This is a genomic window from Bradyrhizobium nivariense, from assembly GCF_029846695.2.
Taxonomy (GTDB): domain Bacteria; phylum Pseudomonadota; class Alphaproteobacteria; order Rhizobiales; family Xanthobacteraceae; genus Bradyrhizobium.
Genome location: NZ_JARWCR020000037.1, coordinates 65,065 through 85,956, shown reverse-complemented (window position 1 = coordinate 85,956; position 20,892 = coordinate 65,065). Strand labels below are relative to the sequence as shown.

Annotated in this window: 23 protein-coding genes; 14 read left to right on the top strand and 9 right to left on the bottom strand. The window is 64.2% G+C overall.

From position 1 onward, the window contains the following. Positions 1-1,299: hypothetical protein (locus QCM77_RS26865; RefSeq protein ID WP_279685607.1), on the top strand; the 1,299-nt coding region annotated here is incomplete at its 5' end. A gap of 188 nt (positions 1,300-1,487) precedes the next feature. On the opposite strand, the gene QCM77_RS26860 is transcribed toward QCM77_RS26865, so the two are convergent. From QCM77_RS26860 to QCM77_RS26850, 3 genes are all read right to left on the bottom strand, one after another. Then, entirely contained in the window at positions 1,488-1,763 is a 276-nt protein-coding gene (locus QCM77_RS26860; RefSeq protein WP_279685606.1) for a hypothetical protein, read from the bottom strand. Positions 1,764-2,021: 258 nt separating this feature from the next. Next, entirely contained in the window at positions 2,022-2,252 is a 231-nt protein-coding gene (locus QCM77_RS26855; protein ID WP_279685604.1) for a hypothetical protein, read from the bottom strand. 37 nt (positions 2,253-2,289) lie between these two features. Next, on the bottom strand, positions 2,290-2,535 hold the full coding sequence (locus QCM77_RS26850; RefSeq protein ID WP_279685602.1) for a hypothetical protein: 246 nt from the start codon (positions 2,533-2,535) through the stop codon (positions 2,290-2,292). Positions 2,536-2,679: 144 nt separating this feature from the next. On the opposite strand from QCM77_RS26850, the gene QCM77_RS26845 reads away from it, so the two are divergent. Both QCM77_RS26845 and QCM77_RS26840 read left to right on the top strand, forming a co-directional pair. After that, on the top strand, positions 2,680-3,105 hold the full coding sequence (locus QCM77_RS26845; protein WP_279659262.1) for a DUF5413 family protein: 426 nt from the start codon (positions 2,680-2,682) through the stop codon (positions 3,103-3,105). A gap of 61 nt (positions 3,106-3,166) precedes the next feature. After that, positions 3,167-3,709, top strand: a complete 543-nt coding sequence (locus QCM77_RS26840) for a DUF4112 domain-containing protein (RefSeq protein ID WP_279659263.1) — start codon at positions 3,167-3,169, stop codon at positions 3,707-3,709. Between the two features lie 78 nt (positions 3,710-3,787). Here QCM77_RS26840 and QCM77_RS26835 read toward each other — a convergent pair whose 3' ends face one another. From QCM77_RS26835 to msrA, 4 genes are all read right to left on the bottom strand, one after another. Further along, positions 3,788-4,081: a hypothetical protein gene (locus QCM77_RS26835; protein WP_211394773.1), complete on the bottom strand. Its 294-nt coding sequence runs from the start codon at positions 4,079-4,081 to the stop codon at positions 3,788-3,790. 213 nt (positions 4,082-4,294) lie between these two features. Then, positions 4,295-4,459: a DUF3309 family protein gene (locus QCM77_RS26830; RefSeq protein WP_279685601.1), complete on the bottom strand. Its 165-nt coding sequence runs from the start codon at positions 4,457-4,459 to the stop codon at positions 4,295-4,297. A gap of 108 nt (positions 4,460-4,567) precedes the next feature. Further along, positions 4,568-4,987 carry a peptide-methionine (R)-S-oxide reductase MsrB gene (gene msrB / locus QCM77_RS26825; RefSeq protein WP_279685599.1) on the bottom strand — a complete coding sequence of 140 codons (420 nt, stop codon included), beginning with the start codon at positions 4,985-4,987 and terminating at the stop codon, positions 4,568-4,570. Between the two features lie 31 nt (positions 4,988-5,018). Continuing rightward, positions 5,019-5,723, bottom strand: a complete 705-nt coding sequence (msrA, locus tag QCM77_RS26820) for a peptide-methionine (S)-S-oxide reductase MsrA (RefSeq protein ID WP_279685598.1) — start codon at positions 5,721-5,723, stop codon at positions 5,019-5,021. A gap of 244 nt (positions 5,724-5,967) precedes the next feature. On the opposite strand from msrA, the gene QCM77_RS26815 reads away from it, so the two are divergent. Continuing rightward, complete coding sequence (locus QCM77_RS26815; protein WP_279685597.1) at positions 5,968-7,665, top strand: tetratricopeptide repeat protein; 1,698 nt, start codon at positions 5,968-5,970, stop codon at positions 7,663-7,665. A 46-nt stretch (positions 7,666-7,711) separates the two neighbouring features. Here QCM77_RS26815 and QCM77_RS26810 read toward each other — a convergent pair whose 3' ends face one another. Together QCM77_RS26810 and QCM77_RS26805 are read right to left on the bottom strand one after the other, a co-directional pair. Further along, a complete protein-coding gene (locus QCM77_RS26810; RefSeq protein WP_279659266.1) occupies positions 7,712-8,827 on the bottom strand; it encodes an ATP-dependent DNA helicase in 1,116 nt (371 codons plus the stop codon). A gap of 266 nt (positions 8,828-9,093) precedes the next feature. Further along, the gene (locus QCM77_RS26805) at positions 9,094-9,714 is read right to left on the bottom strand and encodes a NapC/NirT family cytochrome c (RefSeq protein ID WP_279685609.1); all 621 of its coding nucleotides are present in this window, start codon (positions 9,712-9,714) and stop codon (positions 9,094-9,096) included. Between the two features lie 102 nt (positions 9,715-9,816). Between QCM77_RS26805 and QCM77_RS26800 the strand changes: the two genes are divergently transcribed. From QCM77_RS26800 to ssuC, 10 genes are all read left to right on the top strand, one after another. Beyond that, positions 9,817-10,962, top strand: coding sequence for a helix-turn-helix domain-containing protein (locus QCM77_RS26800; protein WP_279685596.1), 1,146 nt, complete (start codon positions 9,817-9,819; stop codon positions 10,960-10,962). A gap of 88 nt (positions 10,963-11,050) precedes the next feature. Beyond that, on the top strand, positions 11,051-12,289 hold the full coding sequence (locus tag QCM77_RS26795; protein WP_279685595.1) for an acyltransferase family protein: 1,239 nt from the start codon (positions 11,051-11,053) through the stop codon (positions 12,287-12,289). A gap of 56 nt (positions 12,290-12,345) precedes the next feature. Beyond that, a complete protein-coding gene (locus QCM77_RS26790) occupies positions 12,346-13,551 on the top strand; it encodes an LLM class flavin-dependent oxidoreductase (RefSeq protein ID WP_279685594.1) in 1,206 nt (401 codons plus the stop codon). A 216-nt stretch (positions 13,552-13,767) separates the two neighbouring features. Continuing rightward, positions 13,768-14,262, top strand: a complete 495-nt coding sequence (locus tag QCM77_RS26785; protein ID WP_347882395.1) for a septal ring lytic transglycosylase RlpA family protein — start codon at positions 13,768-13,770, stop codon at positions 14,260-14,262. Positions 14,263-14,436: 174 nt separating this feature from the next. Then, the gene (locus QCM77_RS26780) at positions 14,437-15,225 is read left to right on the top strand and encodes a helix-turn-helix transcriptional regulator (protein WP_279685592.1); all 789 of its coding nucleotides are present in this window, start codon (positions 14,437-14,439) and stop codon (positions 15,223-15,225) included. 77 nt (positions 15,226-15,302) lie between these two features. Beyond that, entirely contained in the window at positions 15,303-16,466 is a 1,164-nt protein-coding gene (locus tag QCM77_RS26775; RefSeq protein WP_279685590.1) for a cytochrome P450, read from the top strand. A 503-nt stretch (positions 16,467-16,969) separates the two neighbouring features. Further along, complete coding sequence (locus tag QCM77_RS26770) at positions 16,970-17,920, top strand: sulfonate ABC transporter substrate-binding protein (RefSeq protein ID WP_279685588.1); 951 nt, start codon at positions 16,970-16,972, stop codon at positions 17,918-17,920. A gap of 38 nt (positions 17,921-17,958) precedes the next feature. Beyond that, the gene (locus QCM77_RS26765) at positions 17,959-18,912 is read left to right on the top strand and encodes a sulfonate ABC transporter substrate-binding protein (RefSeq protein WP_279659274.1); all 954 of its coding nucleotides are present in this window, start codon (positions 17,959-17,961) and stop codon (positions 18,910-18,912) included. Beyond that, positions 18,909-20,087: an FMNH2-dependent alkanesulfonate monooxygenase gene (ssuD, locus tag QCM77_RS26760; RefSeq protein WP_279659275.1), complete on the top strand. Its 1,179-nt coding sequence runs from the start codon at positions 18,909-18,911 to the stop codon at positions 20,085-20,087. The genes QCM77_RS26765 and ssuD overlap by 4 nt, the downstream gene beginning before the upstream one ends. Continuing rightward, complete coding sequence (gene ssuC, locus QCM77_RS26755; protein WP_279659276.1) at positions 20,084-20,890, top strand: aliphatic sulfonate ABC transporter permease SsuC; 807 nt, start codon at positions 20,084-20,086, stop codon at positions 20,888-20,890. The genes ssuD and ssuC overlap by 4 nt, the downstream gene beginning before the upstream one ends. Positions 20,891-20,892 lie beyond the last annotated feature (2 nt).

The window sequence follows — 20,892 nt, the reverse complement described above, 5'->3', positions numbered from 1 at the left end:
CCCCAAACCGCTGCCCCCCCGCGCACCCGACCGGCTCCGCCGCCGCGCGCCGACCGGCCGTCCTTCAACGTCGATGACCAGGGCGACGCCCCGCGTGCGCCGCGGGCTCCGCGTTTCGACGCGCCGCGCCAGCCGGGTCCGTCGGCACCGCCGCCGATGCCGGAGCCGCCTCCTCCGGCCGGACGTGATCGCGCCAGTGGACGCCGTCCGCCTGACCTCGGGCCTCCGCCGCCGCCGGCACCGGGCGTGCGCGGCTTCCGCGACATCACGGCCGACGCCAATGATCTCGGCGGCGCCGCCGCGCAGGCCAACCGCGCCGCGCGCCGCACCTACGCCAACGTGCCCTCGCCCTCGCCCGAATTCGATCGGCTCGAGCCGAGCCTGGAGAATCGCGCCGCAGGGGCGGACGCGCCCTATTCCTACGACGAATCGATCGAGGAAGCCGGGCGCTATGCGCCGCAGCAGCCGTCGTCGTCGCGTCCGCACATCCCCGTTCTCGACCGCGATACCAAGAAGAAGCGCGCCCGCACCGGCTCCGTGTTTCCGTTCAAGAGCGCAATCGCCGTCGGCATCGTGCTGATCCTGGTCGGTGCCGGCATCCTCTGGGGCAAACAGCTGGTCCAGACCGCGAGCGGCCTGCTCAAGTCTTCGCCGACGCAGGTGGTGGAGGCGCCGAAGGATTCGTCTCAGCCGCAGAGCAAGCCGAAGATTCCGGATCGCGTCGGCCAGCCTTCGGCCAGCGACCAGCCCGTCGCGCCGGTGGCGCAGAAGGTCGTGCTCTATGACGAGGATCCGTCCGATCCGAAGGGCAAGCAATATGTCGGCTCGGTGGTGTGGCGGCTCGAGCCGATCAAGGCGTCGGGCAACCAGAAGGCCGACGTCGCCGTGCGCGCCGACATCGAGATCCCCGAGCGCAAGTTCAAGATGACGATGTCGTTCCGCCGCAACACCGACTCCTCGCTGCCGGCGAGCCACACCGCGGAATTGACCTTCATCCTGCCGCAGGATTTCCCGGGCGGCAGCGTCTCCAACGTGCCCGGCATTTTGATGAAGTCGAACGAGCAGGCCCGTGGCACGCCGCTCGCAGGTCTCGCGGTCAAGGTCACCGACGGCTTCTTCCTGGTCGGCCTCTCCAACGTCGACGCCGACCGCAGCCGCAACGTCCAGCTCCTGAAGGAGCGCTCCTGGTTCGACGTGCCCCTGGTCTACGCCAACCAGCGCCGCGCCATCATCGCCATCGAAAAGGGCGCTCCCGGCGAGCGCGCTTTCAACGACGCGTTTGCACAGTGGGGCGACTAGGGCGTTTTCGGGCGAAGTGGATGCCGGTTCGCGTGAAGAAAACGCGTCAAAACAGGAATCTCGAGCTTCGGTTCTGATTCAATCAGAACCGATAATGCTCAAGGGTCGTGCCTGTCTGTTGGTTCACCGCTCCCTTCCGGAGAGGTGAACCAAGTTTTCAAACGATCCAACCGAAATTGAATCGGCGCCTATTGCGCAGCGGCTTCCCGCTTGCGCGATGCTGCTGCGGCTGCGTGCTCGCGGTCCATCACGGCGCGACAGCCCGGGCTGACCTGCGCCTTTTTCTGGACCATGCAGGCCCTGATCCTGGGAATGTCGGGGATCTCACTCGAGCACAGCCGCATCGCATCGCCCGAGCACATCTGTTGCGCTTCGGACGAGAAGGCGAGGCCGGGCGATGTCTGGAATGCGATGGCTGTGGTTGCGACGGCGAAGAGAGTTGCGATTGTCTGGTAGCGTGTCATGCAGATGCGTCCCCGAGTTCCGTGGGCTTGAGCCACTTGGTTTTGGGGCGCTGCACGTGGCTTGATCTGCCGCATGTCACAGCCTTCACGCCGGGACCTCAATCCCGCATGTGGTCGCTCGATCTCTCGTGATGTTCGAATCGAAAAGTGCTGCGCCGCCCGAGCCAAGTATGCGCCATTGTTACGCGGCCGCAATGGCAAGCAAAAAGGAATTCGCAATTGTTGCGCGCACGTCACGCACAATGCGGGCGCGTGCGATCAGATCAACCGATCGGAGGATACGCTCGCTTGTTCCGCGTCGCTCGCGCCAAGCGCTGCGGCGTGTTCCTCGACCGCCGTAACGCCCTTGGCCGTGAGCTCGAACAGATCGCCGTCCTTCATCACGTAACCCTCGGCAATCAATTGTCCCACCTTGCCTTGCCGATCATCGGCGAAGGCGACCGATTGGCTGATGTCCCGCAGGATCGAGAGCTGTTCGTCGCGCAACATGGCTTCACTCTCCGTTCGCCCGGGATGGTTCCGGTCCTCACATGCCGTGGCTCTGAAAGACCTTGCTGCAAGAGCGCGACAGCTTGGCCCGGTTGGCTTGCAGGCAAGCCTGCACCGCACTGTCATTGCCGAGGTCCTTGCGGCACAGCCGCTGGGCATCGCGCGAACAGGCCTGCTGCTCCTGCGAGGTGCCGCCATGACCTTGCGCGCGAGCAGGCAGGCTCGACAGACTGCTCAGGACCGTCAGCGTGATCGTCGCCAGAAAGAACAGGTTACGGGACATCGGCGGCTCCAAAATCTGACAGGTGAGTTTCAAGTCCTGTCTGAACTCGTCGCTGTGCCGCTTGTTCCCCCAGGCAGTGCCCGCACCCCGCTATTCAAGGTTCCCGCGGCGCTGCTATAACAGGGCGAAGGATGAGGGTGCCTGATGAAACGCTATTTCGTGTTTGCGCTGGTTGGCCCGTTCGTGGGCGGGTTCCTGCTGCTGCTGACGACGACCTATCAATCCGGCTATTGGACCCAGACCAATCTCGGCGAGGTCGGCAAGCTGTTCGCAGTGTTCTTCAAATCCCTGCAATACAGTTATCTGTTCGGCTTCCTGCCCTCGCTGATGATCGGTGCGGTCGACGACATCCTGGTCCACATCCGCCGGATCGGCCCGGTGCTGCGGATGCTGTTGGTCGGCGTGTTCGCCTTCGTCCTGGCCTCGCTGACCTACAGCTCGCGCGGGCCGGATTCGGGCGCGGTGCAGTTCATCCTGTACGGCCTCGTCGGGTTCGTGCCGGCGGTGATGTCATCCTGGCTCGTGCATAGATATGTCGCGGAGCCGCAGCCGGCGGCGGCACCGAGCTGAGGGCGCGACCTTCGATCGCGCCGCAGCAACCTCCGCCGCGCTGGCGCGTTCTCCAGAGGCCATGACGATGTCCGATGACGATATTCTTGCTCCGCGTCGATCCCGTTCGGGAAACCGTTCGGGCGCGGCCTCTTCGGGCACCGAGGGGCGTGGGCCGATCATCGACCAGGACGGTCACGAGATCCGGCCCGAAACGCTGGAGCAGGGCTTTCGCGAGTTTCGTTTCGAATTCGGTCAAGGCAACCCGTTCGGCAATCTGACGCGCGAGCAGCGGATCGCGCGGCTTGAGGCGATCGCAAAGCTGCTCGACGTTGCCTTCGTCTTGCCCGGCACCAATATCCGCTACGGCATCGACGGGCTGATCGGACTGATCCCCGTCGTCGGCGACATCATCACCACCGCGATCTCGCTGTGGCTGGTGCGCGAGGCGAGGGCGCTCGGGGCGCCCTGGTACATCACCGCGCGTATGCTCGGAAATGTCGCGGTCGACGGCGTCGTCGGCATGGTCCCGTTCGCGGGCGACGCCTTCGACGTCATGTTTCGTGCCAATATGCGCAACGTGCGCCTGCTTCGCCGCTGGCTCGACAAGCAGCCGCGCATCTGACACTCCCCAAAACGCAAAAAGCACGACGGCCTTTCGGCCATCGCGCCTTCAGCGCACATCGCGTTGCTTTACGAAAACTTATGCCGCGTCGGCGGCGTCGGTGCTGGTCTCCACCGGCTTGCGGTGACGGGGCAGCGGGAAGGCTTCGCTCTCGTAGAGCGAGCGGATGCCGTTCTGGTCGAAGCGCGCTTCCTCGACTTGGAGATAGGCGCCATTCAGCGAATCCGTCGGCAACTGCTCCATCGCGAACTGGACGGCTTCGGCCGCGGTGCCGAACCGCCGATAGGTGAAGCCCGCGCGCTTCTTCTTGCGGATCGCGGCGGGGAAGAGTTCGGCGGAAGTGTTGAAGTTGAACGGACGCAGTGGACGCATGGTCAAAGACCTCGTGATCTCTCTGGGGCTTTAAGCGCGTGGGGTTTGGGCGGGCAGAGGCCACGATCGGGTGGGCCCGCCGCACATGTCATTTTCGTCCTCTAATATAGTCGGTTTTGACAAAATTGCGACCCCCGCGATGCGAGATGATGAATCCGCGCATGGCAGCTCCGCAACTGAGAAAATCGTAATAATATCAGTAGCTTGAATGGTTTACAGTTTGCCAAGGAGCAGCAGCACGAGCAGCACCACGAGAACGAGGCCGCCGATCCCCATGCCGGAATGACCCATTCCGTAGCCGTAGCCACCGACGCGGCCCCACAGGCCGCCGACGAGATAAATGATCACCAGGATGATCAGGATGGTCCCAAGCGTCATGGCATCCTCCCTGGCGGCCGCCGCAACGCCATGGTCAGCCGCACCGCCAAGGAAGAAAAGCACATCGCGCCGCCCGGTTCCATGGTGGAACCCGGCGGCGCGCGAGGTTTATTTGGGGTCGAGCTTCAGCGCTGCGGAATTGATGCAGTAGCGCAAGCCCGTCGGCCCCGGGCCGTCGGGGAAGACATGGCCGAGATGGCCGCTGCACTTGGCGCACAGCACCTCGGTGCGGATCATGCCGTGGCTGACATCCCGCTCCTCGTCGATGTGGCCCTCGACGGCGGGCTGGGTGAAGCTCGGCCAGCCGCAGCCGGAATCGAACTTGGCGTCGGACTCGAACAGCTCGTTGCCGCAGCCGGCGCAGCGATAGGTGCCGGCGCGCTGGTCGTGTTCATATTCGCCGGAGAAGGGACGCTCGGTCGCCTTCTCGCGCAGCACCGCGTATTGCATCGGCGACAACTCGCTGCGCCATTGCTCTTCGCTCTTGATGACCTTGTCGTCCGTGGTTTTCGTCCTGGCGTCGGGCATGGGTCTCCCGTTTGTTTCGGTGATCTCGCGATCAGTTGGTAGCCTTGCTGGCACTCACCAGCGTCGGCTTCTCGATGTAATTATCCGCGAACAGCTTTTTCAGGTTCTCGACCTTCGGAAGATCGTTGTAGGCGATATAGGGCTGGTTCGGGTGCAGCGTCAGATAGTCCTGGTGATAGGCCTCCGCCGGATAGAACGCCTCCAGCGCGCCGACCTTGGTCGCGATCGGCTTGCTGAAGACCTTGGCGCCGTTGAGCTGGGCGATATAGGCCTCGGCCACCTTCTTCTGCTCGTCGGAGGTGGTGAAGATCGCCGAGCGATATTGCGTGCCGGTGTCGGGGCCCTGCCGGTTGAGCTGGGTCGGGTCGTGCGCCACCGAGAAGTAGATCTGGAGGATCTTGCCATAGGAGATCTTCTTCGGGTCGTATTTGATCTCGACCGACTCGGCGTGGCCGGTCCGGCCGCTCGAGACAGTCTGGTAGTCGGCGGTCGCCTTGGTGCCGCCGGCATAGCCGGAGACCGCGTTGACGACGCCCGCGGTGTGCTGGAACACGCCCTGCACGCCCCAGAAGCAGCCGCCGGCGATCACGGCGGTCTGGATCCCGCTTGCGGGCGCCGCATCCACGGCGGGAGCGGGGATCACGACCGCATCCTCTGCGGCCCGGGTCGGCGCGGCAAAAGCCAGCGTCAGGGCGGTGGTTGCGGCGAGCAGGGACAGGACGGCAGGTCGGCGCATGGCGATCCTCTTTCGAAAGGTCTGACAGTCTAGGGCGGTTGGAGCCGGGCGAACAGCCTGCCCGGCATTTTCGGACATTCGAGATACGGGCCGGCCGGGCGATTGTTACGGCCGGACGGACACGAGTCTGTGAAAAACGCCGCTTGGGACAGCCCGGCTTGGCGAGGACCGGAACTCCGCGCTAGATGAACCGGCGCGATCGGTGATCGACTTAAAGAATGGTGGCTGGAGCTGACCTGACAACATGCTGCGCGTCGCATCCCTGACCCTCATCGTCGTTCTCGCCGTCTTCGCCGCCTGCTGCTCGATTGCGGCGGCCGATCCGCAACCCGGCGACGACCTCGCCATTTGCCGCGACCGCCAGGCGGATGCGCAGGCCAGGGCGCAGTCCTGCGACAATCTGCTCAACGCCGACCGGCTCACCGGCAAGGACAAGGCGACCGCGCTTTCCGTGCGCGGCAACACGCTGATCAACAAGCGCGATTACGTCCACGCGATCGAGACCTTGTCGATGGCCGTCGACCTCGATCCCGACAACGTCGTCACGCTCAACCTGCGCGGCCTCGCCTATGAGCGGACGGGGCAGGACGACCATGCGATGGCGGACTACAACCTCGCGCTCCAGAAGCGCCCGCCCTACGGTGTCCCCTACAACAACCGCGGCATCATCCAGTTGCGCCGGGGTGCGCTGCAAAGCGCGCTCGACGATTTCAACCTGTCGATCAAATACGCGCCCAGGTTCTTGCTCGGCTACACCAACCGCGCCCGCGTGCGCACGCTGATGAAGGATTTTGACGGCGCGGTTGCCGATTTCGAGGAAGCTGGGAAGATCGATCCGAACGCACAGCAGATCGCCGGCAACCGCTGCATCACTTACGGCATGATGGGCAAGTACGATCAGGCCTTCGCCGACTGCGACGGCCTGATCGAGAAGCAGCCGAAAAACGTGTTCGCGATCAACAATCGCGCCGACGTCAACATGATGAAGGGCGACCTCGACGCCGCGCTGAAGGACTACAATACGGCCATCCAGATCAACCCGAACAATGTGCGCGCCCATTCCGGTCGCGGCCAGATCTACGAGCGCAGGAAAGACCTTGCCCAGGCCCGTGCCGACTATCGTGCGGCGGCCTATTCGCTGACGAAGTTCGACGAGCTCGACGTCGCGCGCGCCCGCGCCATCGCGCAGGAGCGGCTCGCCGCGCTGACACCGCAGGCGCCGGCCGGATCCACGGGGCGACGTGTGGCGCTTGTGATCGGCAACGGCGCCTACAAGAACGTCCACGCCTTGCCCAATCCGCCCCGCGACTCGAAAATGATCGCAGACGTGCTGCGCGATGTCGGCTTCCAGACCGTGATATCCGTCAGCGACCTGACCCGCGACAAGTTCTTCGAGGCGTTGCAGACGTTTGCTGCGGAGGCGGAGAAGGCGGATTGGGCGGTGGTCTATTACGCCGGCCACGGTTTCGAGATCGGCGGCGTCAACTATCTCGTTCCCGTCGACGCCAAGCTCGCCGCGGACAGGGACGCCGAGACACAGGCGGTTGCGCTGGAGCAGGTCATTGCCGCCGTCGGCGCCGCGCGAAAGGTGCGTTTGGTCATGCTGGATGCCTGCCGCGACAATCCGTTCGCGCCGACCATGCAGCGCACGCTGTCGCTCAAGCTTGTCGACAAGGGCTTTTCCAACATCGAGCCCGGCGCCGGCTTCATGGTGGTCTACGCTGCCAAGCACGGCGAGACCGCGATGGATGGCGACGGCGGCGCCGACAGCCCGTTCGCCACCGCGCTCGCCCGCGAAATCAAGATGCCGCGCGTCGAGATCCGGAAGCTGTTCGACATCGTCCGCGACGACGTCTGGGTCGTAACCAAGCACGAGCAACAGCCGTTTTCGTACGGCTCGCCGCCGGGGCGCGAGGATTTTTATTTCGTCGCGGGGAAGTAGGAGATCGCAGGGTGGTTAGCGAAGCGCAACCCACCCTACAGCAGCGTCACACCACAATGCTCAGCCGTTTCGCCGCCCGCGTGATCCCGGTGTAGAGCCACCGCGCGCGGCTCTCCTGAAACGCAAAACTCTCGTCGAACAGCACGACGTCGTCCCATTGCGAGCCCTGCGACTTGTGCACGGTCAGCACGTAGCCGTAGTCGAACTCGTCATAGGGCTTGCGCTGCTCCCAGGCGATCGCCTCGACGCCGCCCTCGAAGCAATCGGCCCGCACCGAAACCTTCGTCACCTTGTGGCCAAGATCCTCGTCCGGCGACAGCCGCATGCTGAGAATGCGCGACTTCGAGCGCGAGGTGTTGCGCGACTTCACGCGCCACAGCCCGCCGTTGAACAGGCCCTTCTTGCGGTTGTTGCGCAGGCAGACCAGCTTGTCGCCGGCGACGGGGAAAGTGTCCTCGATGTTCTGGCGCTGACGCACCCGCATATTGTACGCGCGCCGCGTGTTGTTGCGGCCGACCAGGACCTGGTCGGCGGCCATGACGCGATCAGGGTCGAGCTCCTTGCGCGACACCACCTCGCTCTCGCCGTAGCGGCCGATGTCGAGCTCGCGCCCCTCGCGGACGTCCATCGACATCCGGACGATCGGATCGTCCTGGGCCTGGCGATGCACCTCGGTCAGCATCGCGTCGGGCTCGGTATTGGTGAAGAAGCCGCCGCCCTGGATCGGGGGCAACTGGGCGGGATCGCCGAGCACCAGCAGCGGGCAGTCGAACGACATCAGGTCGCGGCCCAATTCGGCATCGACCATCGAGCATTCGTCGATCACGATCAGCTTGGCTTTGGAGGCCGGGGCGTCGTCCCACAGCTCGAAGCTGGGCTGCTCCTCGCCGGATTCGCGGGTGCGGTAGATCAGCGAATGGATGGTGGAGGCGTCGTCGCAACCCTTGTTGCGCATGACCAGCGCCGCCTTGCCGGTGAAGGCGGCGAACTTCACCTCGCCGTCGACGCCGTCGGCGATGTGCCGCGCCAGCGTGGTCTTGCCGGTGCCGGCAAAGCCGAACAGGCGGAACACCGGCGGCGTGCCGTTGCGGCCGGGTTTGGCCTTGAGCCAGTCGCCAACGGCTTTGAGCGCGGCGTCCTGATGCGGGGTGAATGTGGCCATGTCTGTCTTGAGGAGGGGGCGAAACGGAGCGATTCGCCACCCCCCAAAACTAACCATTCGCACCGCCGGTTCAAGCGCAGGGCAATTGCATTTCAAGGTCGTTCTCCGCGGCCCATCCTTCGAGACGCCCGCCTTTTGGCGGGCCCTCAGGATGAGGCGGAGTGTGCGGCGGCAATTTCGACGGGCAAAGATGCCGCTGAGCCTCATCCTGAGGAGACCGCAAAGCGGTCGTCTCGAAGGACGAGGCGCTCGCTCAGGCGCCGCCCCTACTGCCAGCCGGGAACGCCGCGCATATCGGGCAGATGGTGGGCGATGCCCTTGTGGCAGTCGATGCAGGTCTTTTCCTTGGTGAACAGGAAGCGCTGGTGCGCGACCGAGGCCCGCGGCGACTGCTTCGTGATGTCCATGGAATCGGCGCTGTGGCAGTTGCGGCATTCCAGCGAATCGTTGGCCTTGAAGCGCGCCCATTCATGCGCCGCCAGCTCGAGCCGGTGATCCCTAAATTTCTCGCGGGTGTCGATCGTACCGAAAATCTTGCCCCAGACCTCCTTGGAGGCCTGCATCTTGCGCGCGATCTTGTCGGTCCAGTTGTGCGGGACGTGGCAGTCCGGACAGGTCGCGCGTACGCCGGAGCGATTGGTGAAGTGGATGGTCGACTTCAGCTCGGCGAAGACGTTGTCCTTCATCTCGTGGCAGCCGGTGCAGAATTTTTCGGTGTTGGTCAATTCCAGCGCGGTGTTGAAGCCGCCCCAGAAGATCACGCCGGCCATGAAGCCCGCCAGCACCAGCACGCCGAGCCCGAACACCGAGCTCGGCCGGATCAGCACCTGCCAGAGTTCGAGCGCAAGCTTGGCCTTCAGTAGGCCGGCCGACGCGTTGATCTGGATCAATCCGTGAATTTGCGACGATCGCTGCGGCCGTAGCCACAACCGCAAGTTTGGGTTGTACCCGTGCGGGGCCGGTGCGAAACTTGGCGCTCGAACGGGGGAATGCAGATAGTGAACGGGATGGGGTTCGCGGCCATCGATCTCGGGTTTCGCGGCGCGGCGAGCGGCATGTTCCTGCTGATCGCTGTCGTGGTGCTGCAGCGTCGTGCCATCAATCAGAACGTTTTGCTGGGCATCGCCATGTGCGCCAGCGGCGCGTTCTATGCGATCGTGACCGCGCCGTTCTTTCCCAAGTCCTCATGGTGGTGGACGTTGCCGATCATGTCCTCGCTGCCCGCCGTCTTCTGGTTGTGGGCGCGCGCGGCGTTCGACGACGATTTCGTGCTCAGGCGATGGCATGGCGCCTTGTGGCTGACCATCGTGGCCGTCGGATTTGCGGTGTCGCTTGGCTGGTCGAGGTGGCCCGCCTTGGCCCGGGACGGTGGTAGAGCCCTCTCGTTGGTGGCGCTGGTGCTGGCGCTCGCGGCTGCGGTCCAGACGGTCAAGACCTGGCGTGTCGATCTGGTGATGCGGCGCCGCCGGTTGCGGCTGGCGATACTCGCCATCAATGTCGTGTCCATCGGGTTCGTCGCCGGCGCGGGCTTCGCCGAAATGCCCGTCGCCGCGCCCGGTGGAACCGGCAGTCTTTCGACCGCTCTGAACCTGTTCGCAGCGGCGATGCTCGCCGGCTTGGGTGTCTTCGGCGCCCAGGCGACTGTGGCCGACGCCACGGCAGCGATCGCCTCCGGCGACGCGCGCGGGCAAGCTCCCGGGGTCGCCGGCCGTGCCGCCGCGGGGCAGGTCATCGTCGACCCGATCCTGCTGCGGCGCCTCGATCATCTGATGACCGTGTTGCGAACCTACCGGCAGGAAGGTCTTGCGATCGGAGCGCTCGCGGCTCGGCTCCACGTTCCCGAACATCGGCTGCGCCAGGCGATCAACGAAGGGCTGGGCTATCGCAACTTCAATGCGTTCCTCAATCGCTATCGCATTGAGGATGCCAAGCTGGCGCTGTCCGATGTGACGCAACGGGAGGTCCCGGTGCTGACCATCGCCATGGATGCAGGCTTCCAGTCGATCGGGCCCTTTAATCGGGCCTTCAAGGCCGAAACCGGCATGACCCCGACCGAATTCCGGCGCGAAGCGCTGAGCCGGCCGGAAACTGACTGCGATCCCGGGATCAACCAGCCGCGCCGAGAAATCGGCTAGCCGATTTCTGGATCGGGCGAGAGGGCGGCGCTCCGATTGGGCAGACTGTCCCGCGATAAACCCCTCGCCAGTCAGCAAGAGCCCATCCATGTCCCATTCGACCATCGCCGCACCCGCATCGGAACGCTTGCACGCCCTCGACGCGCTCAGGGGTAGCGCCCTGCTGCTCGGGATCGTCCTGCACGCGACATTGTCATTTCTGCCCGGCTCGGCCCAGTTCTGGCTCGTCACGGACAGCCATCCAAGCCTGCTCCTCGGCCTGCTCTCCTTCACCATCCACGTCTTCAGGATGACGACCTTCTTCCTGATGGCCGGCTTCTTTGCCCGCATGAGCTTTCATCGCCGGAGCACCTGGGACTTCGTCAGGGACAGGCTGCAGAGGATCGGACTGCCGCTCGCGATCGGCTGGCCGATCATCTTCACGCCCATAAGCCTGATCGTGATCTGGGCATCTTATTTGCCGAATGGCGGTTCGATCCACGGCGTGCGCAATTGGCCGCCGGCGTTGCCGAATTTCCCCCTGACCCACCTCTGGTTTCTCTATGTGCTGCTGGAGCTCTACGTCGCCATGCTGCTGCTGCGCGGCGCCATCGTCTGGCTCGATGCGTCCGGCACACTGCGAATGGTGCTTGACCGTGTCTTCGCGCGGATCATGCGAAACCCGCTGGCGCCGCTGGTTCTGGCGATCCCGATCGGCATCGCTTTCAGCCTCGACCAGCGATGGATCAACGTGATGGGCGTGAGGACGCCGGATCATTCCCTCGTCACCAATGCGCAGGCCTGGATCGGTTTCGGCACCGCCTTCGGCGTCGGCTGGCTGTTGCATCGGCAGGTCGATCTGCTGCGGCTTCTCGAGCGACGCTGGCTTCCTCATCTTGTGCTCGCGCTTGGCCTGATCCTGATCGGCTTCGTCCTCTCAGGTGTGATCCTGTCGGCGCCGGGTGCGCCGAAACTACCCCTCAGCGCCACCACGCTCCGGCTGGTCTCCGTCATCCTGTATGCACCGGCGATATGGATCTCGACCTTCGCGGTCATCGGCCTCGCGCTCCGGTTCATGTCCGGCTTCAGCCCGACGCGACGCTACCTCGCCGATGCGTCGTATTGGCTCTATCTGATCCATATGCCGATCGTGATGGCGCTGCAGGTCGCGCTGTCGCAGCTCGATTGGCCCGGGCTGATCAAGTTCGCGATCATTCTCGTCGTCGCGATTCCCCCGATGCTGGCGAGCTATCATCTGCTGGTGCGCTTCACCTTCATCGGCGTGGTGCTGAATGGCCGTCGCGCCACAAGGCGTCTTCTCCCGCAAGGCGGAATTGCGACTGCGTAGACATCGCGGCCTCACCCACTAAGATGAGCGCAAGAAAAAAATGCGGGAGAGGCGTCATGAAGTTCGGCATCTTCTATGAGCTGCAACTGCCGCGACCCTGGGCCGCCGGCGACGAGCTCCGCCTCTACCAGAACGCGCTCTCGCAGATGGAACTTGCCGACAAGCTCGGCTACGACCATGCCTGGGTGGTCGAGCATCACTTCCTCGAAGAATATTCGCATTCGCCCTCGCCGGAATCGTTCCTCGCCGCGGCGAGCCAGCGCACCAGGAACATCAGGCTCGGCCACGGCATCCTCCAGCTCACCACCAACCATCCGGCGCGTGTCGCCGAGCGCGTTGCGGTGCTCGACCTGCTCTCCAACGGCCGCTGCGAATTCGGCATGGGCGAGAGCGCGTCCATCACCGAGCTCACGCCGTTCGGTCGCGACATGGAGACGAAGAAGGAGGTGTTCGAGGAAGCCGTAGCTGCGATCTTCCCGATGTTCAGGGATGCGGGCTCCGAGCATCACGGCAAATACTTTGACATCCCGTTGCGCAATGTGGTGCCGAAGCCCGTGCAGAAGCCGCATCCGCCGCTGTGGATGGCCTGCTCGCAACTGCCGACCATCGAGCGTGCCGGCCGCCACGGTTTTGGCGCGCTCGGCTTCCAGTTCGTCAGCGCCGACGCGGCGCATGCCTGGGTGCACGCCTATTACAACGCCATGACCAAGCGTCTCACCAAGCTCGCCGACTACGAGATCAACCCGAACATGGCGCTGGTGTCGTTCTTCATGTGCGCCAAGACGGATGAAGAGGCTCGCGCCCGCGCCGACGGCGCCACCTTCTTCCAGTTCGCGCTGCGCTTCTACGGCGCCTCGCAGAACCGCCAGCGTCCCGCGCCCTACACCGTCAACATGTGGGACGAGTACAACAAGTGGAAGCGCGACAATCCCGAGGCGCAGGAGGCCGCGCTGCGTGGCGGCCTGATCGGCTCGCCCGAGACCATCCGCAGGAAGCTGAAGCGTTTCCAGAGCTCGCACATCGACCAGGTGATCCTGCTGAATCAAGCGGGCAAGAACAGCCACGAGCACATCTGCGAATCGCTCGAGCTGTTCGGCCGCGAGGTGATGCCGGAGTTCCAGAACGATCCGGCGCAGGCGGCCTGGAAGAGGAGCGTAATGAGCGGCGAGATCAAGCTGGAAGAGATCGACACCGAGGCCTTTACGGACCGCTACGGCAAGCTGGCGATCAGCGTCGCCCCGGTGAAGGCGGCGGCGGAATAAGCTGTTCGTTCAGTCATGCTGCTGACGCAATCTCTGTCTTAGTCGGTGACAACTTAAGACGCTGCGTGGGAACCGCCCTGGTTCGCACAACGGTTCCATAGCCAAAGGGGTTGGCTCGAATCCGCAAAGGACCGGCGCAAGCTTCATGAACGCTTCCGCGTTCGCTTGCGCCGTTCGCGGTGTTTGGAACCGGCGATCGAAAAAATCACAGGAGTTATGATGCCGTTCCGCTCGAGCGCCGCACTTTGCGGCGCCCTGATTGCGCTTGCCGTTTCTGTCACTGCTGCTCGAAGTGAAACGCGTGGAGTTCACTCAAACGCCGTCGTTGATGCCGCCACCGGGAATGCAGTCGTTGGCGCTGCATCCATGTATAATCCGTTCAAGCCCGGCAAGGAGGAGGGCGGTCCGAGCACGGCGTCCGGCGAGCGTTACGATCCCTCTCTCTGGACGGCTGCCATCAAGACGAGTTTGCGTCGGAAATTTGGTGGGGTCCAATTTGGTGCGAGGCCGAGATATGCGCTCGTCGAGGCCGTCGGCAAGAAGGTCATCGTCAAGATAAATGATGTCGGACCACTCAGGCCTGGCCGCATCATTGACTTCAACGAGCGGACGATGCGCCATTTCGATCCGAGCCTGGAGCTCGGAGTCATCGAAGACGTAAAAGTCAGCCCGCTTTCAGGAGACAATTGGACACTAGGGCCGGTAGGCTGAACATCACGCTCCATAACTTGTACATGAGCCCCGGTTCTGCAGTGCACCGCCAACGAGGCGCTGCAGAGCTGCGTCGAGCCGGAGCCCGGAAGCGGCACATGCAGACGCCGGCGACTTCCGGAGCGCTGGGGTTGCTGCTATCCTTCCGCAAAACAACCTGTTGCGGAGGAAACGATGCGGTCTCGGGTGGTGCGCGCAAATCCCGCAACCGGCGACATCACGCCCGCGGTGCTGGCCATCGGCCGGCCTGACTTTCCAAAGATCCTGATCGACACGCTGCGCCGGGAGGCCGGCGTCGGCCATTGCATGGTGTTCGCGCTCAACCGCACCGGCGCGGCAAGCTGCCTGCTCGATGTCGGCAACATCCCGAGCGGCGGCGATCTCGGCGCGGCCTATGCCGGACAGTTCCACGAGTCCGATCCCAATCGCGATGCAATGTTCGAGGGTGAGGGCAGCGTGCCGATCGTGCTGCCGGCGTTCGCGCCGCGCATGTATGGTGCGCGCTACCGGAAGATCTTCTTTCAGGAGTCCGGCATCGTCGACAAATGCGCCACCGCGATCTGGACTGGCGACACCTGCTTCTATGTCAACTTCTATCGCATCACCGCCCAGGGCCGCTTTGCCGCCGTCGAGCGTGCGCGGTTACAGGCCATCGCACCGGCGATCGGCGCCAGCGTCGCGCGCCATTTCCAGCAGGCTGCGACCGCCCCGCTCGACCAGAACCTCGCCGCGCTGTTCGCGACGCGCAAGCCGCTCGCCGAGCTCTCGCCGCGCGAGCAGGAGGTCTGCCGCCGCATCCTGCTCGGCTTCAGCTCCGAGGCGATCTCGCAGGCGCTCGGCATCAGCCTGCATTCGACCCTGACCTACCGCAAGCGCGCCTATGAGCGGCTCGGCATTTCCTCACAGAACGAATTGTTCGCAATCGTGCTGCGCCTGCTCGGCGGCCCGCGCGGCCTGAACTGAGGCTGTCCCAATCGCTGGGGACAGACGGCGCCTCCTGAAGCCGCTAGCCTTGGCGGCGACCAGCAAGGGAGCGAAGCTTGAGCACCGCACCGCGCATCGACATCGACCCGGCCTCATTCTGGGCCGACCCCTACCCGGTGCTCGCGACAATGCGGAAAGAGGCGCCGATCGCCTTCGTGCCGCAGCTCGGCTCGACGCTGCTGACGAGCCGCGACGACATCTCGATCTCCGAGAAGCAGATCGACGTGTTCTCCTCACACCAGCCGGCCGGACTGATGAACCGGCTGATGGGCCACAACCTGATGCGAAAGGACGGCGAGGCGCATCAAATCGAGCGCCGTGCGATGTTTCCGACGGTGTCGCCGAAGACGGTGAAGGCGCGCTGGACCGCGCTGTTCCAGGCCCATGCCGATCGCATCATCGATGCGATCGAGCCGGGCCGGATCGACCTCATGCGCGACTTCGCGTTGCCGTTCTCCGGCGAATGCCTGAAGTCGATTACCGGCCTCACCAATATCGGCTTTGGCGATATGGATGCCTGGTCGCAAGGCATGATCGAAGGCATCGCCAACTACACCGGCGACACCGCCGTCGAGGCGCGCTGCCATGCGGCGACATCGGGCATCGATGCGGCGATCGACGACATCCTGCCGGTGATGCGCAAGCATCCCGACCAGAGCATCCTCGGCGTGCTGCTCGCTTCGGGCATGTCGATGGAGAGCGTGCGCGCAAATGTCAAACTCGCGATCTCCGGCGGCCAGAACGAGCCGCGCAAGGCGATTGCCGGCACGGTGTGGGCGCTGCTGACCCATCCGGAGCAGCTCGATCTCGTGCGCAAGGGCGAGGTGATCTGGCTCCAGGCCTTCGAGGAATATGCCCGCTGGATCTCGCCGATCGGCATGTCGCCGCGGCGCATCGCAAAGCCCTGGTCGATCCGCGACGTGTCCTTCGAGCTTGATGAGCGTGTATTCCTGATGTTCGGCTCCGCCAACCGCGACGAGAAGCATTTTGAACGCGCCGACGAGTTTGATGTGAGACGGGATACGGCCAAGAGCGTCGCGTTCGGCGCTGGTCCGCATTTCTGCGCCGGCGCCTGGGCCTCGCGCGCCATGATCGCCGACGTCGCGCTGCCGACATTGTTCGCCCGTAGCCGCCGGCTCGAGATCGCCGACGACGAGCCGGTGCGGATCGGCGGCTGGGCGTTCCGAGGGCTGCAAAATCTACCGGTGAGGTGGTCTTAGCAGTTTCGGTGTCATCGACCGCCTTGTGCGCAATTGCGCACTGGGGCGGGCGATCCAGTACGCCGCGGCGGTCGTGTGACGCATTGACGTCTCTGGGATACCGGATTCCCCGCCTTCGCGGGGAATGACAGTGGAGATGGAAGACGCTCCGCGCCACGACAGCTCCCAGTCCGCCATGATGCCATCCTGCTCCTGTTTTGCCCGACGAGTCAAAGCCAATTTCGGATAAGACGTAAGTCATTGTTTTCGCACGCCCCGGCTACTGTGCATGGGGTTGTTTTCGCGATTTTTTGAATCTCGGCCGGGTTGCGTGCGTTTTTCACATTCGCGTGCGGAAAAATATCCCCTGCATTCGCTCCGCCGCTTGAAAGATTAATCATGCGCGCGGCGCCGAGCGCAGTGCGCGCATCGCTATTTTTTCGCGCGTCTCGACACCTCGGATAAGGCGCACCATCATTCCCGAACGATGAATGATGACGGCCGCGCGCGGCCGGGAGTGTGGAATGCTGCGTCGGGACTTTCTGAAACTTTCCGCCGGAACTGCGGCCGCGGTTGCGTTCGCTTCGCGCGCAAATGCGCAAGGCGCGGTGAGGGAAATTCGTATCGGTTATCAGAAGAACGGCGTGCTGGTTATCACGCGCCAGCAGGCGGCGTTGGAAAAACATTTCACCCCGCAAGGCATCGAGGTGAAGTGGGTCGAGTTCTCCTCGGGGCCGCCGATGATGGAGGCGATGAATGTCGGCAGCGTCGATTACGGCGCGGTCGGCGATTCCCCGCCGGTGTTCGCGCAGGCCGCGGGTGCTGCGATCGTTTATGCCGCCGGCCAGCCCATCACCAACGGCCAGGGCATCCTGGTGCCGAAGGATTCGCCGATCCGCGTCATCGCTGAATTAAAGGGCAAGCGGGTCGGTTTCACCAAGGGCTCCAGCGCGCACAACATCGTGGTGCAGACGCTGGAGAAGGCGGGCCTGACCTATGCCGACATCATCCCGGTCTATCTGACACCGCCGGACGCCGGCCCGGCGTTTGCCAATGGCAGCATCGAGGCCTGGGCGATCTGGGATCCGTACTTTGCGATCGGCGAGACCAAGCAGAACGGCCGCATCCTGATCAATGCCCGCGAGGTCACCAAGACCAATTCCTTCTACATCGCCAACCGCGATTTCGCCAAGAACCACGGCGCCATCCTGCAACAGATCGTCGACGTCACCAGCGCGACCGCAAAATGGGCCGAACAGCATCGCGACGAGGTCGCGAAATCGCTGGCCGCAGTCACCGGCATTCCGCTCGACATCCAGACCATTGCGGCCAACCGCTCGTCCTTCGTGGTCGGCCCCGTCACCGACGACATCGTCGCAACCCAGCAGGGCGTCGCCGACCGCTTCCACAAGCTCGGCCTGATCCCGAAGCCGATCGTGATCCGCGACATCGTCTGGCGCAACCCGGCAGCCTGATCGTGCCCACCAGCCTTCCCATCCAAAAGGGTTTGAACATGAGGCGTATCATCCAGCGTCTGATCGCGGCCATCGTGCTGTCGATCGGTATCGTCGCCGCCGCGGTCGGCACCTCCTACGGTCAGGACAAGGTGGTCCGCATCGGCTACCAGAAATACGGCAAGCTGGTGCTGCTCAAGAGCAAGGGCACGCTGGAGCCGAAGCTTGCCGCGGACGGCTACAAGGTGGTGTGGACCGAATTCCCCTCCGGCCCGCCGCTGCTCGAGGCGCTCAATGTCGGCGCGATCGATTTCGGCAACACCGGCGAAGCCCCGCCGATCTTCGCGCAGGCCGCGGGTGCGCCGATCCAGTATGTCGCCTATGAGCCGCCGGCGCCGAAGGGCGAGGCGATCCTGGTGCCGAAGGACAGTCCGCTGAAATCGGTCGCCGACCTCAAAGGCAAGAAGGTCGCGCTGAACAAGGGCTCCAACGTTCACTATCTCCTGGTCAAGGCGCTGGAGAAGGCCAGCGTCAAATATTCCGAGATCGAGCCTGTGTTCCTCGCTCCGGCCGATGCGCGTGCAGCCTTCGAGCGCGGCGCGGTCGATGCCTGGGTGATCTGGGATCCGTTCCAGGCCGCGGCGGAAGCCGCCACCGGCGCGCGCACGCTCGCCGACGGCACCGGCATCGTCGCGAACTACCAGTTCTATTTCGCCTCGAAGAAATTCCTCGAAGCCAATCCGAAGATTGTCGACGCCGTGCTCACTGAGCTGAGCGCAGTCGACGATTGGGCCAAGGGCGACATCCATGCGGTCGCCGAGCAGCTGGCGCCGGCGATCGGCCTGTCAGTCCCGGTGGTCGAGGTCGCGCTGAAGCGGCAGGCCTACGGCATCAAGCCGCTGACTGATGCCGTCATCGCCGACCAGCAGCAGGTTGCGGACGCGTTCCTCGCGCTCAACCTGATCCCCAAATCCATCAAGATTTCCGACGTGGCGCGGAGGCCAGGATCATGAGCAAGCACATGAGCAAGCAATCGAACGCCAACATCCTCTGGTTCCTGCCGACCCATGGCGATGGCCGCTATCTCGGCACCGGCATCGGCGGCCGCGAGGTCAACTTCAACTATCTGCGCCAGATCGCGCAGGCCGCCGACCAGCTCGGCTATTTCGGCGTGCTGCTGCCGACCGGGCGATCTTGCGAGGATTCCTGGGTCGTCGCCTCCTCGGTCGCGCCGTTCACCGAGCGGCTGCGCTATCTGGTGGCTGTTCGCCCCGGCCTGCAATCGCCGAGCGTGGCCGCGCGCATGACGGCGACGCTCGACCGCATCAGCAACGGCCGGCTTCTCGTCAACGTCGTCACCGGCGGCGATCCCGTCGAGAACAAGGGCGACGGCATCTTCCTCGCCCATGACGAGCGCTACGAGGTCACCCGCGAGTTCCTCAACGTCTATGGCGACCTGCTCGCGGGCAAGACCGTCAATGTCGAGGGCAAGCACATTCATGTCGAGGGTGGCAAGCTGCTGTTCCCGCCGGTGCAGTCGCCGCGTCCGCCGCTTTATTTCGGCGGCTCGTCGGATGCCGGCATCGACGTCGCTGTCGACACCGTCGACAAATATCTCACCTGGGGCGAGCCGCCGGCGCTGGTCGCGGAGAAGATCGCGAAGGTGAGGGAGGTCGCAGCAGCACGTGGCCGAAAATTGTCCTTCGGCATCCGGCTCCACGTGATTGTCCGCGAGACCAATGAAGCGGCCTGGCAGGCTGCCAACGAGCTGATCAAGCATGTCAGCGACGAGACCATCGCCACCGCGCAGAAGAATTTTGCGCGGATGGATTCGGTTGGCCAGCAGCGCATGGCGCAGCTGCATGGCGGCAAGCGTGACAAGCTCGAGATCGCCCCGAACCTGTGGGCCGGTGTCGGCCTCGTGCGTGGCGGCGCCGGCACGGCACTGGTCGGCGACGCTCAGACCGTTGCGGCCCGTATCAAGGAGTATCAGGACATCGGCATCGATACCTTCATCATGTCGGGCTACCCGCATCTGGAGGAAGCCTATCGCTTCGCCGAGCTGGTGTTCCCGCTGCTCTCGCTGGAGCAGCCCAGCAACGTGACCAAGCTTCATTTCAACGGTGGTCCCTTCGGCGAGACCGTCGGCAGCGACTTCCGTCCGCAGCATAAGGTGTCGCAGTCATGAGCCTGATCGACAGCGTTTCGCTTCCCCGCGGCTTCCGTCTTCCGCGCGTCGACGGCCTGATTCAGTGGGTCGTGCCGCTCGCCATCATCGCGATCTGGCAGGTGGCGAGCGTCACCGGATTCGTGCCGACGCGGGTGCTGCCGGCGCCGAGCGACGTCTTGCTCGCAGGCTGGAAGCTGCTGCTCTCCGGCGAGCTCGTTCGCAACATCTGGGTCTCGTTCTGGCGTGCCTCGATCGGCTTCCTGATCGGCGGCAGCATCGGCTTCGCGTTCGGTCTTGCCAACGGCCTGTCGCAGCTGTCGTCAAAGCTCACCGACACCACGCTGCAGATGGTGCGCAACGTGCCGCATCTGGCGCTGATCCCGCTGGTCATCCTGTGGTTCGGCATCGACGAGAGCGCGAAGCTGTTCCTGGTGGCACTCGGCGTGTTCTTCCCGATCTACCTCAACACGCTGCACGGCATCCGCACCGTCGACCCGCAGCTGATCGAGATGGGCCGCATCTACGGCATGACCGATGGCGAGCTGTTCCGCCGGGTAATCTTCCCGGGCGCGCTGCCCTCGATCTTCGTCGGCATCCGCTTCGCGCTCGGCATCATGTGGCTGACCCTGATCGTCGCCGAGACCATCGCGGCGTCTTCGGGCCTCGGCTACATGGCGATGCAGGCGCGCGAGTTCATGCTGATCGACGTCGTGGTGCTCTCGATCCTGATCTATGCGCTACTCGGCAAGCTCGCCGACAGCGCCTCCCGCGTGCTGGAGCGCCTGACGCTCTCCTGGCACCCCGCCTTCCAGAAACGCTGAGA

What these genes read in the sequence shown, in the direction of transcription:
- msrB (WP_279685599.1), bottom strand. Translation starts at nt 4,987, where the DNA reads ATGCCCGACGCCAGGACGAAAACCACGGACGACAAGGTCATCAAGAGC.
- QCM77_RS26860 (WP_279685606.1), bottom strand. Translation starts at nt 1,763, where the DNA reads ATGACACGCTACCAGACAATCGCAACTCTCTTCGCCGTCGCAACCACA.
- QCM77_RS26795 (WP_279685595.1), top strand. Translation starts at nt 11,051, where the DNA reads ATGTCCCATTCGACCATCGCCGCACCCGCATCGGAACGCTTGCACGCC.
- QCM77_RS26790 (WP_279685594.1), top strand. Translation starts at nt 12,346, where the DNA reads ATGAAGTTCGGCATCTTCTATGAGCTGCAACTGCCGCGACCCTGGGCC.
- QCM77_RS26770 (WP_279685588.1), top strand. Translation starts at nt 16,970, where the DNA reads ATGCTGCGTCGGGACTTTCTGAAACTTTCCGCCGGAACTGCGGCCGCG.
- QCM77_RS26800 (WP_279685596.1), top strand. Translation starts at nt 9,817, where the DNA reads ATGCAGATAGTGAACGGGATGGGGTTCGCGGCCATCGATCTCGGGTTT.
- QCM77_RS26855 (WP_279685604.1), bottom strand. Translation starts at nt 2,252, where the DNA reads ATGTTGCGCGACGAACAGCTCTCGATCCTGCGGGACATCAGCCAATCG.
- QCM77_RS26785 (WP_347882395.1), top strand. Translation starts at nt 13,768, where the DNA reads ATGATGCCGTTCCGCTCGAGCGCCGCACTTTGCGGCGCCCTGATTGCG.
- QCM77_RS26765 (WP_279659274.1), top strand. Translation starts at nt 17,959, where the DNA reads ATGAGGCGTATCATCCAGCGTCTGATCGCGGCCATCGTGCTGTCGATC.
- ssuC (WP_279659276.1), top strand. Translation starts at nt 20,084, where the DNA reads ATGAGCCTGATCGACAGCGTTTCGCTTCCCCGCGGCTTCCGTCTTCCG.
- QCM77_RS26810 (WP_279659266.1), bottom strand. Translation starts at nt 8,827, where the DNA reads ATGGCCACATTCACCCCGCATCAGGACGCCGCGCTCAAAGCCGTTGGC.
- QCM77_RS26845 (WP_279659262.1), top strand. Translation starts at nt 2,680, where the DNA reads ATGAAACGCTATTTCGTGTTTGCGCTGGTTGGCCCGTTCGTGGGCGGG.
- ssuD (WP_279659275.1), top strand. Translation starts at nt 18,909, where the DNA reads ATGAGCAAGCACATGAGCAAGCAATCGAACGCCAACATCCTCTGGTTC.
- msrA (WP_279685598.1), bottom strand. Translation starts at nt 5,723, where the DNA reads ATGCGCCGACCTGCCGTCCTGTCCCTGCTCGCCGCAACCACCGCCCTG.
- QCM77_RS26830 (WP_279685601.1), bottom strand. Translation starts at nt 4,459, where the DNA reads ATGACGCTTGGGACCATCCTGATCATCCTGGTGATCATTTATCTCGTC.
- QCM77_RS26835 (WP_211394773.1), bottom strand. Translation starts at nt 4,081, where the DNA reads ATGCGTCCACTGCGTCCGTTCAACTTCAACACTTCCGCCGAACTCTTC.
- QCM77_RS26850 (WP_279685602.1), bottom strand. Translation starts at nt 2,535, where the DNA reads ATGTCCCGTAACCTGTTCTTTCTGGCGACGATCACGCTGACGGTCCTG.
- QCM77_RS26815 (WP_279685597.1), top strand. Translation starts at nt 5,968, where the DNA reads ATGCTGCGCGTCGCATCCCTGACCCTCATCGTCGTTCTCGCCGTCTTC.
- QCM77_RS26840 (WP_279659263.1), top strand. Translation starts at nt 3,167, where the DNA reads ATGACGATGTCCGATGACGATATTCTTGCTCCGCGTCGATCCCGTTCG.
- QCM77_RS26780 (WP_279685592.1), top strand. Translation starts at nt 14,437, where the DNA reads ATGCGGTCTCGGGTGGTGCGCGCAAATCCCGCAACCGGCGACATCACG.